This is a genomic window from Nocardioides sp. 1609, assembly GCF_004522105.1.
Taxonomy (GTDB): Bacteria; Actinomycetota; Actinomycetes; order Propionibacteriales; family Nocardioidaceae; genus Nocardioides.
In genome coordinates this window covers 1-11,069 of the sequence record NZ_SPUJ01000001.1, presented here as the reverse complement: position 1 = coordinate 11,069, position 11,069 = coordinate 1, and the positions used below count along the sequence as shown (strand labels likewise).

At 73.1% G+C, this 11,069-nt stretch carries 10 protein-coding genes; 6 read left to right on the top strand and 4 right to left on the bottom strand.

All coding sequences use genetic code 11. From position 1 onward, the window contains the following. Positions 1–18: 18 nt before the first annotated feature. Positions 19–981, bottom strand: coding sequence for an AraC family transcriptional regulator (locus tag E4623_RS00050; protein WP_134764492.1), 963 nt, complete (start codon positions 979–981; stop codon positions 19–21). 263 nt (positions 982–1,244) lie between these two features. On the opposite strand from E4623_RS00050, the gene E4623_RS00045 reads away from it, so the two are divergent. After that, a complete protein-coding gene (locus tag E4623_RS00045; protein ID WP_134764491.1) occupies positions 1,245–1,757 on the top strand; it encodes a hypothetical protein in 513 nt (170 codons plus the stop codon). Positions 1,758–1,832: 75 nt separating this feature from the next. Here E4623_RS00045 and E4623_RS00040 read toward each other — a convergent pair whose 3' ends face one another. Further along, positions 1,833–3,953, bottom strand: coding sequence for an MMPL family transporter (locus tag E4623_RS00040; protein WP_134764490.1), 2,121 nt, complete (start codon positions 3,951–3,953; stop codon positions 1,833–1,835). A 132-nt stretch (positions 3,954–4,085) separates the two neighbouring features. Here E4623_RS00040 and E4623_RS00035 point away from each other — a divergent pair, with 132 nt between their 5' ends. Then, positions 4,086–5,228 (top strand): histidine kinase, encoded by a 1,143-nt coding sequence (locus tag E4623_RS00035; protein ID WP_134764489.1) that lies wholly within the window; start codon positions 4,086–4,088, stop codon positions 5,226–5,228. Continuing rightward, positions 5,225–5,881 (top strand): response regulator transcription factor, encoded by a 657-nt coding sequence (locus E4623_RS00030; protein WP_134764488.1) that lies wholly within the window; start codon positions 5,225–5,227, stop codon positions 5,879–5,881. Before E4623_RS00035 ends, E4623_RS00030 begins: the two co-directional genes overlap by 4 nt. Before the next feature lie 58 nt (positions 5,882–5,939). Here E4623_RS00030 and E4623_RS22395 read toward each other — a convergent pair whose 3' ends face one another. Both E4623_RS22395 and E4623_RS00020 read right to left on the bottom strand, forming a co-directional pair. Further along, positions 5,940–6,263 carry a DUF202 domain-containing protein gene (locus E4623_RS22395; RefSeq protein ID WP_167736404.1) on the bottom strand — a complete coding sequence of 108 codons (324 nt, stop codon included), beginning with the start codon at positions 6,261–6,263 and terminating at the stop codon, positions 5,940–5,942. A gap of 112 nt (positions 6,264–6,375) precedes the next feature. After that, on the bottom strand, positions 6,376–7,518 hold the full coding sequence (locus tag E4623_RS00020) for an acyl-CoA dehydrogenase family protein (protein WP_134764487.1): 1,143 nt from the start codon (positions 7,516–7,518) through the stop codon (positions 6,376–6,378). A gap of 80 nt (positions 7,519–7,598) precedes the next feature. Between E4623_RS00020 and E4623_RS00015 the strand changes: the two genes are divergently transcribed. The 3 genes from E4623_RS00015 to E4623_RS00005 all read left to right on the top strand — a co-directional run bounded on the left by E4623_RS00015 (position 7,599) and on the right by E4623_RS00005 (position 10,927). Then, positions 7,599–8,147 carry a TetR/AcrR family transcriptional regulator gene (locus tag E4623_RS00015; RefSeq protein WP_209020427.1) on the top strand — a complete coding sequence of 183 codons (549 nt, stop codon included), beginning with the start codon at positions 7,599–7,601 and terminating at the stop codon, positions 8,145–8,147. 89 nt (positions 8,148–8,236) lie between these two features. Then, positions 8,237–9,388 (top strand): ROK family transcriptional regulator, encoded by a 1,152-nt coding sequence (locus E4623_RS00010; protein WP_167736403.1) that lies wholly within the window; start codon positions 8,237–8,239, stop codon positions 9,386–9,388. Between the two features lie 282 nt (positions 9,389–9,670). Beyond that, positions 9,671–10,927, top strand: coding sequence for an ROK family transcriptional regulator (locus E4623_RS00005; RefSeq protein ID WP_134764485.1), 1,257 nt, complete (start codon positions 9,671–9,673; stop codon positions 10,925–10,927). Positions 10,928–11,069: the final 142 nt, after the last annotated feature.

Below are 11,069 nucleotides of genomic sequence, written 5' to 3'. Positions count from 1 at the left end.
GGGGCGCCGCCCTCGACCTCAGCCAGCCAAGGTCTGCGAGGGGAGCTCCTGGTACCTCGCCCGGTAGGTCTGCGCGAACCTGCCGAGGTGGAAGAAGCCCCAACGGGCCGCGATGTCGGTGACCGAGGTCCGTGCGGGATCGGCAGAGACGAGGTCGCGGCGCGCTCGCTCCAGCCGCGTGCGCCGCAACCGCTCCAGCGGGCTCATGCCCAGCTCTCGCTGGAACGCCTCCTGGAGGGTGCGCGGCGAGACCCCCGCGTGCCGCGCGAGCCCGGCGATCGTCCAGGCGTGCTCCGGCTGGCCCTCGATGAGGTCCACGACGGCGCGGACGGCGGGTGGGCACGCCCGCGTCGGCTGTTCCACCTCCTGCGCGGAGTTGGGCTGCAGGGCCAGCAGTCCGGAGATCAGGGTCTGCTCGAAGTGCACGGCCGCGAGGGGTGAGCGGAACAACGCGCCGCCGGCTTCCATGTCGTCGACCGCCAGGTGCACCAGACGCAACCACGAGCGGGCGGAGGGGGCCTCGAGGTCCATCGTCGGGTCGAACACGACGGGAGCGGCGTCACCGTCGCCACTCGCCAGGTCCTCGACGGCGGCGCGCCGGAGGTAGACGAGCAGCTGCTCGCAGCCCTCGCTCCACATCATGTCGACCGGCTCGGTGGGGGAGCCGATCGAGGCGCGGTTGCGGGTGGAGTGCACCACCCGGTCGCCCACCCGCACGCGGGCCGTGCCGGCGAGCGGGACCTTGACGAGGTAGAAGTGGTCGAACGTCCCGGGAGTGATGCGCATCCCGTTGCCGTACGTCAGGTAGTTGAGCGTGACGGACGGACCGATCACGGCTGCGTTGTGGATGACGTCGAGAGGCCTGTCGCGCCCCCGGGGCTCGAGCACGTGGGGGCAGAAGTGCTCGGACAGGTCGAGGCGCGCCTGGTCCATGTCGGTCGTGGCGATCCTGCGGTACGCGGTGAGCAGGGGCCGAGTCATCGACCTGGACCTCCTCGTGGGCTCCCGAACACCCCCTGACCAGAGGCCTCGCGATCATCGCACGCGTGACGTCGATCTGGAACGTACTTCTCGGACGACCGACCGGCCGCGCTCGGCGGATGCTGCCCGCGCATCGTGGATAGCGAGCATCGTCCGGGGCTCCTAGCGTCCCGTCGTGCGACGTGAACCCACGTCGCTCACACGGCGTCCGGCACGTTGCCGGGCCCACCGGTCACCACAGACACCTGAGAAGGAACACCACCGTGAACACCAAGCTCGTCCGGGTCCTGCCCGCCGCCGCTGTCCTCGCCGCCGTCGTCGCGGTCTCGGCCTCCACCGGAGCCGTCGCCGGCGCCCTGATCACCGGGGCCGACATCAAGAACGGCTCCGTGGCCTCGGCTGACATCAAGAACAAGAGCATCACCGGCAAGGACGTCAAGAACCGCGCCCTCACCGCGGCCGACCTGAGCGCCGCGACGATCGCCAAGCTCAAGGGCGGATCCGGTCCGGCCGGTCCGATCGGTCCGTCCGGCATCAGCGGGCTGGAGCGCGTCGAGAACACCAAGAACATCTCGGCCGGCACCGGCGGGAACGTGGTGGTCGCCTGCCCCGCGGGGACGAAGGTGCTGGGCATCGCCGCGGACTGGACGGCCAGCGTGGAGGGGACGTCCACGTGGATCAGCTCGAGCCTGGACAGCGGCATCGCCTACGGCATGAACAACACCGGCTCCACCAAGACCCTGCGCGCGACGGCCACCTGCGCCGTGGTCGGCTGACCCCGTTCCCCGCCCGCCACGCGAGCGGACGTCGGGGAGACCCGGCGTCCGCTCGCCCACGGGGCACCCGACCCCCTAGGAAGCCAGCGGTGGTCGGCCCGCCGCCACCTCCACCGGCTTCTCCACCAACGCCGGGTCCAGCTCCGGCAGCAGCCGGTCCAGCCACCGTGGCAGCCACCAGTTCGCGTCGCCGAGGACCTTCATGGTGGCCGGGACGAGCACCAGGCGGACGACGGTCGCGTCGAGGAAGATGGCCGTGGCCAGTCCCACTCCCATCATCTTCACGACCGGGTCGCTGCCCAGGACGAAGCCCGAGAAGACCGCCACCATGATCAGCGCAGCCGCGGTGATGGTGCGCCCGGTGCCTGCGATCCCCTCGATGACCGCGCGGGTCGTGTCGCCGTGGCGGCGGTACTCCTCGCGCACCCGCGACAGCAGGAAGACCTCGTAGTCCATGGAGAGCCCGAACAGGATCGCGAACATGAACAACGGGATGAACGACACGATCGGCACCGTCGACTCGACCCCGATGAGGCCGGCCGCCCAGCCCCACTGGAAGACCATGACGAGCACGCCGTACGCCGCACCGACGCTCAGCAGGTTCAGCACGACCGCCTTCAGCGGCACCAGGACCGAGCGGAACAGCGACGTGAGCAGGAGGAAGGAGAGCAGCAGCACCGCCGCCACGAAGCGCAGCATCCGCTCCTGCACGCGGGCACCGAGGTCGGCGAAGGTCGCGGTCTGCCCGCCCACGTGGGCGGTGGCGGAGCTGTCGTCGAGCACCCGCGGGAAGACGTCGCTCCGGAGCCGCGCGACGGTCTCCTGGGTGGCCTCGTCCTGGGGCGAGGTGGTCGGCTGCGCCACCATGGTCGCCACGCCTGCACCGGGGTCGATGGTCGGCTCGCCGACGGAGGTGATGCCCGGGTCGGCCGCCACGGCCTCGGCGAGCGGCGCCACGACGGCCCCGTCCTGCGAGATGTCGATCGCGATCACCAGAGGTCCGTTCGCCCCGGGGCCGAAGCCGTCGGCGATGAGGTCGTAGGCCCGTCGTTCGGTCCTCGACCCGGGCTTGGTCCCGTCGTCGGGGAAGCCCAGGTCGAGCGCGAGGACGGGCGCGGCCAGGGCGACCATGAGGGCCGCTCCGCCGACCAGGTACGCCGTCGCGTTGCGGGTCACGTGAGCGCCCCACCGGTACCAGCCGGTGCTCGGCCGGTGCTGCGTGCGCCGGCGGCCGTTGATCCGGTGCCCGGCAAGTCCGAGCAGCGCCGGCAGCAGGGTGACCGAGGCGAGCACCATGACGAGCACCATCGCGGAGATGGCGACCCCACCACCGGTGACGAACGGGATCCCCGCGACGAGCAACCCGAGGATCGCCACGACGACCGTGCCGCCGGCGAAGATCACCGCCTGCCCTGCCGTGGCCATGGCTCGGCCGACCGCTTCTGCGACCGGCATCCCCAGGGCCAGGTGCTCGCGGTGCCGGGTGACCAGGAAGAGCGCGTAGTCGATGCCGACGCCGAGCCCGACCATGGCCGCCAGCTGCGGCGCCCACGCCGGGACGTCGACGACGTAGGTCACGAGCTTCATCGACGTGACGCCGACGACCAGGCCGAACAGCGCCAGCCCGATCGGCAGACCCATCGCGACGAAGGAGCCGAACGCGATCAGCAGGACGATCATCGCGACGACGATCCCGGCGACCTCCCCGAGCCCGGTGGGTGCTTCCTCGAAGGCGAAGAACAGGTCGCCCCCGGTCTCGAGCGTCAGCGACGACTCGGCAAGCAGCTCGGTGACGGCGTCCTTGAGGTTGTCCAGGTCGGCCTTCCCGAGGTGCTCGATCGCCGGGTACCGCACGCGCACCAGCGCGATGTCCCTGTCCGGCGACACGGTGCTCGACGTGCCCAGCACGTGCGGGAGCTCCGAGAGAGCGGCCTCCACCGGCGCCAGCTGCGCGGCGGCGTCCGGCGCCTCGAGGACGACGTGGGCAGTGATCCCGCCCTCGTCGGCCTGCGCCTCGTCGAGCAGCTCCGCAGCGCGGTGGGAGTCGAGGCCCGGCGCCTCGAAGCTCTCCTCCAGGTCGCGCCCGAGGGTGACGGAGGAGGTGACGACGACGAGCGCGAGGACGACCCACGCACCGATGGCGACCCAGGGCCGGGTCGCGGCAGACCGGCCGAGCCGGTAGAGGAGGTTGGACATGCCTCCACGGTGGCCCGGCGCCGACCGATGGACATCGGGCACAGGAGTGGTCGGCTCCTCGGCCGAAAGGACAGGATGCGCCTCGTGCTTCTGACCCGTACGACGGCGCCGTTCCTTCTCTAGGTTGGAGCGGTGCTGGCTGCCTTCGTCCGTCCGGTCCTCGCCGAACCCCGTGCTCCCTCCCCGCCGGTGCGGGTGTGGTGGGACTGGGTCCTGGTGGGCGCCCTCCTGGTCACGGCCGCCGGCGAGGCGATCCTCCGCTCGGACGTGCCGTCGCGTCCCTTGGCCACCGCGGTCGCGCTCCTGGTGCTCCCGGTCCTGCTCTGGCGGCGTACCCAGCCGCTGCTGGCGACCGCGATCGGCTTCGGTGGCGCGATGGTGCTGACCATCCCCACGGTCGTCGACGGCGTCGACGTCGGGCTGAGCTCGATGGTCGGGATCGTGCTGCTGCCCTACGCGTTGTACCGCTGGGCCTCGGGGCCGGAGGCGCTGATCGGTACGGCGATCGTCGCCGTCCCGGCGGGCCTGGGACTCGCGGCGACCGAGACCGTCGGCGACCTGGTCGGCGGGGCCGCCTTCCTGATGGCGTCGTTCGCGCTCGGGGCCGCGATGCGCTACCGCGCGGTGGCGCGTCGGCGCGAGGTGCAGCAGGTCAGGACGCACGAGCGCGGCGAGCTCGCCCGCGAGCTGCACGACACCGTCGCGCACCACGTCTCGGCCATCGCGATACAGGCGCAGGCGGGACGGGCGGTGGCAGCCGCTGACCCGGCGGCGGCCCTCGAGGCGCTGGCGGTGATCGAGGCCGAGGCCTCCCGGACCCTGCACGAGATGCGCACGATGGTCCGGGTCCTCCGTGATGGCGAGGCAGCCGACGCGGAGCCGGTCGAGTACGGGCCGCAGCGGGGGATCGACGACCTGGACGAGCTGGCCCGGATGAGCCCGCTGGTGCGGCTGCGCCGCACCGGAGACCTCGCCGGCCTGCCGCAGCCGGTGCAGGTGGCGGTCTACCGGATCTGTCAGGAGTCGGTCACCAACGCGATCAGGCACGCGCTCCACGCCACCCGGGTCAGCGTGGAGGTCACCGGTGACGCCGGCGTCGTACGGTTGCGTGTGCACGACGACGGAGAAGCAGCCCGCCCCGCGACCGGCGTGGGCTACGGCCTGCTCGGCATGGCGGAGCGCGCCAAGCTGCTCGGCGGCTCCTGCCGGGCCGGGCCGGACCCGGCCGCCGGCTGGACCGTCGAGGCGACCCTGCCGCGCGAGGTGCCTCGGTGACGGTCCGGGTGGTGGTCGCGGACGACCAGGTCCTGGTCCGCACCGGCCTCACCATGATCCTCGACGCCCAGCCCGGGATCGAGGTCGTCGGCGAGGCGACGGACGGTCACCAGGCAGTGGCCGTGGCCCGCGAGCTGCGTCCCGACGTCTGCCTCTTCGACATCCGGATGCCCGGGATCGACGGCGTCGAGGCCACCCGCCGCCTCGCCGGCCCGGGCGTCGAGGACCCCATGGCGATCGTCATCATCACCACCTTCGACCTCGACGAGTACGTCCACGGCGCCCTCAAGGCCGGCGCCCGGGGCTTCCTCCTCAAAAACGCCGGACCCGAGCTCCTGGTCCAGGCGATCCACGCTGCAGCGAACGGCGACGCGCTCATCTCGCCCAACATCACCCGCCGGCTGCTGACCACGCTGGCCGGCCTGGAGCGAGCCTCGCCGCCGACCCAGCCGGTCGAGCCGCTCACCGAGCGCGAGGAGCAGGTGCTGCGCACCGTCGCCCGCGGCCGGACCAACGCGGAGATCGCCGAGGAGCTGCACATCACCCTGAGCACGGTGAAGACCCACGTCGCCGCGCTGATGAACAAGCTCGGCGCCCGCAACCGCGTCGAGGTCGCGATGTGGGCCTACGAGACCAGGCGCGTCAAGGAGTAGGGCCGGGCACCTCCCACCGCGTCCACGCAGCACGCCTCGGGGCCGCGGGGCGCCGAGGTCAGAACAGGATGAGCACCGTCAGCGCGACCGCGCCCAGGCCGGTGGCGGCAGCGAGGACGGCGATACCGCCCGCACGAGGTGTCGACCGGCCTTCGAGGATGGCGGCCTCCACCGATCGCCACCGCCGCCACGCCAGGACGACGCACACGCCCGCGACGATCGCCAGGGCGCCGGCGACGGCGCGCACGGCGGCCTGCGGCCAGGGCAGCTCGACGGCCACCAGCCCGGTGCCCGCCGCCATGAAGCCGAGGGCGGTGCGGATCCAGGCGAGGAACGTCCGCTCGTTGGCAAGCAGGTAGCGCGGGTCGATCGGGTCGCTCACACGACGAGTGTGGCAGCGGACCGCGGTGGTCGTCCGCGGGCTCCGGCCGGTGCTGGGACCGGCACGGTCCGAGACCTCGGGACCGACGCCGGGACGCCGGCGGCTGGTGGCGTCAGCGCGCGAGGTGGCGGCCGATGACCAGTCGCTGGATCTGGTTGGTGCCCTCGAAGATCTGCATGACCTTCGCCTCGCGCATGTAGCGCTCGACCGGGAAGTCACGGGTGTAGCCCGCGCCGCCGAGGACCTGCACGGCGTCGGTGGTCACCCGCATCGCGTTGTCGGTGGCGACCAGCTTGGCGATCGAGGCCTGGCGCCCGTAGGGCCGACCCAGGTCCTTGAGCCGGGCCGCGGCGAGGTACGTCGCCCGCGCCGACTCGACGGCGGCGGCCATGTCGGCGAGGAGGAAGGCCAGGCCCTGGTGCTCGATGATGGCCTTCCCGAAGGTCTCGCGCTCCTTGGCGTAGGCGACCGCCGTGTCGAGGGCGGCCTGGGCCACGCCGGTGGCGGCGGCGGCGATGCCGAGCCGGCCGGCGTCGAGCCCGGCCAGGGCGATCGACAGCCCTTGACCCTCCTCGCCCAGCCGCCGCTCGACCGGCACCCGCACGTCGTCGAGCAGGACGGTGGCCGTGGTCGATCCCATCAGCCCCATCTTCTGCTCGGGGTTGTCGGCGGTGAGCCCGGGGGTGTCGGCCGGGACCAGGAAGCAGGAGATCCCACGACCGCCGTCGTCGGAGGTGCGGGCCATGACCTTGTAGAAGTCGGCCACCCCGCCGTGGGTGGTCCAGGCCTTGGCGCCGTTGAGGACGTACTCGTCGCCCTGACGGACCGCGCGGGTGCGCATGGCCGCCGGGTCGGAGCCGGCGTGCGACTCGGACAGGCAGTAGGCGCCGAGCAGCTCGCCGCCCAGCATCTCCGGCATCCAGCGCTGCTGCTGCTCGGCGGTGCCGACGTGGAAGAGCCCGAAGCACGACAGGGCGTGCACGCTCGTGCCGACCCCGACGCTCGCCCACGCGCCCGCGATCTCCTCGACCACCTGGAGGTAGACCTCGTAGGGCTGCCCGCCGCCGCCGACGTCCTCGGGGTAGGGGAGACCCAGCAGCCCGGTGCGGCCGAGGGTGCGGAACACCTCGCGGGGGAAGGTCGCGGTGCGCTCGGCCTCGTCGACGCGGGGCCGCAGCTCCTTCCCGGCGATGTCACGGACGAGGTCGATCAGGTCCGCGGACTCGGTGGTGGGCATCAGTCGGTCTGCAGGCACGGCGCGCTCCTCGGGGTCGAGCGCCGACTGTACCGAAACGAGGCCGCCAGTACACCTTCCGGTACGGCTAGGGTGGCGCCGTGCGGAGACGGGACGTGGTGCTGACCGAGCTCGTCGAGCTCTTCCTGTCCGAGGGGTTCAGCCGGTTCAGCCTGGAGGACCTCGCGGCCCGGCTGCGCTGCTCGAAGTCGACGCTCTACGGACTCGCGCCGAGCAAGGAGCAGCTGATCACGGCGGTCGTCCGCGAGTTCTTCCGCGGCGCGACCGAGCGGGTCGAGGCCCGGCTCGCCGGGTCGGAGGACCCCGTGAGCCGTCTGCAGGTCTACCTGCACGCCATCTCGACCGAGCTGGCACCGGGCTCCCCGGCGTTCTTCGCCGACCTCGAGGCCTTCGCCCCGGCCCGCCAGGTGTACTCGACCAACACCGCGATCGCGGCCCGACGGGTCGACACCCTCGTGCGCGAGGCCGGCGACGCAGCCGTGCCGCCGCCGTTCCTCGGCGCCGTGGCGGGCCTCGTGATGGAGGCGATCCACAGCGGGGTCCTGGCGAGGTCGGCGGGCATCACCGACGCGGCCGCGTACGACGCGCTCGCGCAGCTCGTCGTCGCGGGGCTGCGCGCCCCCCGATGACGGCCGGGCGGGGAGACGCCGAACGGCCGGCGAGCACGCGGCACGCCATCGGTGCGGGCCGCTGACCGCCGTGTGAGAAGTTGACCTCCGTGGGACGCGAACTGGGCGGAGCGGTGCTGAGACGACTGCGCGACGCCGGCCCGCAGACCAAGACCCAGCTCGCCGAGGCCCTCGGTGTCTCGCGGACGACGCTGAGTGCCGCGGTGCGGGCGCTGGTCGACGAGGGGCACGTCGAGGACGGACCCCTCGCCGCGAGCTCGGGCGGACGGAGGTCGACCAGCGTCCGCCTGAGCTCCGGGCGGGTCGTCGTGGCGCTGTCCCTGGGCGAGCGCAGGGTGCGGGTCGCCGTCATCGACGGCCACCTCACCATCACCACGGGGGTCAGCATCGACCTCCGCGATCGCGACGTGGCGCCCGGGTCGGTGCCCGGGGTCGTCCTCCAGGCCGTGCGTCAGCTGCTCGCCGACCGGCGTCCGACCGCGTTCGGGTGCGCGGTGGCCGTGCCCGGCTCGGCGTTGTTCGACGAGCTCCGTCGTGGTCTGGACGACCGGCACCCCGGCGTGCCGGTCGCCGCGCTCCCGGCGGTCCGGGCGATGGCCGTGGGTGAGCGGCACTCGGGTGCGGCGCGCGCCGTCGACGACCTCCTGGCGGTGCGCCTCGGCAACGGAGTCACGACCGCCAGCGTCGCCGGCGGGCGGCTGGCCGCCGGGGACCGCAGGTACGCCGGCCGGGTCGGGCACCTGCGGGTCGAGGAGTTCGGACCGGCCTGCGCGTGCGGTCGCACCGGGTGCCTCGACTCCTACGCCAGCGGGGTGGCCCTCGTGGCGCAGGCCGGCGAGCTGGCCAGGCGCGGACGCTCGGCGGTCCTGGCGGCGACGCTCGCCGGCACCGGGGAGCTCGACCTCGCCGACGTGGTCGCGGCCGCGCAGGCCGGCGACCCCGCCGTCGTCCAGCTCGCCCGCGACGCGGGTCAGCGACTGGGGCAGGTCGTCGCGGGGCTCGTCGCCCACACCGACCCGCGCTGCGTCGTCCTCGGTGGGCCGGTCGCGGCGCTCGGTGGCCACCTCCTCGGCGACCTGCGCGCGACGGTGTACCGGCTCGCCCCCGCCGAGCAGACCGGGAGCCTGCAGATCGTGCTGAGCGAGATGGGCGAGCGGGCGGTCCTCGTCGGAGCCGGGGCCGGGGCCTGGGACGCGTGGATCGACGAGCGCCCGGCCACCGCCTCTGTCGCCCACTTCTGACCGAATCCGGCGGAAGTGCGACGGCATGCGCGTGAAGTGGTGAACTGTTTGAGGCAACTGCCTCCAGGGTGGTTGCCTCCCCGGCCATTCGTCACTTAGTTTGGGCGTCGCCCCAACAAACAGGTGACGCCAGTCACAGCATGTTCGGGGGTGCTGCTTCGTGGCCGCTACGGGTGCTGCCACCACGACCCCGCGCTCGGGGCCCAGCCCCATGCCCACGCCACCCACGGTCCGCGGACGCCCGCTGCCCGTGCGCCCGTGCACCGCCGGAAGGAGACGCGAGTGTCGACCTACAACTCGGCTCCCTCGGACCAGAGTCTGGCCAACCCCGACGTCCGCCGGTCCAACCTCGGACTCGCCCTGCGCTTCCTCCGCGACCACGGGCCGCGCTCGCGGGCCGCGCTGGCCACCGACCTCGGGGTCACCCGGTCCACCGTGTCCACGCTGGTCGCCGAGCTGGCCGAACGCGGGCTGGTCACGGACGGGCAGCTCGTGCAGCCCGCCGTCGGTCGACCCAGCGTCGCCGTCGAGCTCGACGGGCGCGGGGTGTGCGGCATCGGCGCCGAGATCAACGTCAACCACGTCTCGACGATGGCGCTCGACCTGCGGGGCGAGGTGGTCGCCGAGCGGAAGCTGGCCCTGGACGCCCGGTCGCTCGACGCGGACCAGGTGCTCGGCCACCTCGTCGACCTGGTGCGCGAGACCGTCCGGCTCCTCGAGCAGCGCGACGCGCTGGTGGTGGGTCTCACCGTCGGCGTGGCCGGTCTCTACGACCGCACCAACGACGTCCTCACCCACGGGCCCAACCTCGGGTGGTACGACGTCCCGGTCGGGTCGATCCTGCGCCGCTCCCTCGACGCGGCCTACCCCGTCACGGTGGACAACGAGGGCAACCTGGCCGCCGCGGCCGAGGCCACCCCGGGCGACCCGCTCCGGCAGGACATCCTGGTCCTGCACGGCGAGGTCGGTGTCGGCGGCGGCATCGTGGCCGACGGTCGACTGCTACGAGGCAGCCACGGCTACGCCGGCGAGTTCGGCCACATGATCGTCGAGCCGCGGGGCCGGCGGTGCGGGTGCGGACGTCAGGGCTGCTGGGAGACGGTCAGTGGTCTGCGCGCCCTGCTGGAGCGCGCGGCCGACCCCGACGACCCGATCCGCAACCCGGGCATGGCGATCGACGACCGGCTCGCCGAGCTCAACAGGCGTGCCGGCCTCGGCGACGCGCGCACCCTGGACGCGCTCGAGGAGGTCGGGGCGTGGGTCGGCTTCGGCGCCGCGATCCTGGCCAACGCCCTCAACCCGGCGACGGTCGTCCTCACCGGCTACTTCGCCGTGGTCGGTCATCACATGCAGGCGGCGATCGAGCGTGAGCTCAGCGCCGGCGTGCTCGCCCCCGACACCGGCGGGACCCGGGTCGTCCTCTCGAACCTGGGGTTCAGCGCCGCGGTGCGCGGCGGGGCCACCGCCGCGCTCGACACCGTCTTCACCGACCCGGGCTGCGTGCCCCGGCGGACCACCACGTCAGGAGCGACGGCATGAGCACCGAGGTCACGAAGGACGCGTCATCGACGGCGGTCACCGACGCCGTCGATGGTGATGTGCTGTTGCAGATGAGTGGCATCGTGAAGGTGTTCTCGTCGGTGCGGGCGTTGGGTGGTGTTGATCTGGATGTCCGGCGTGG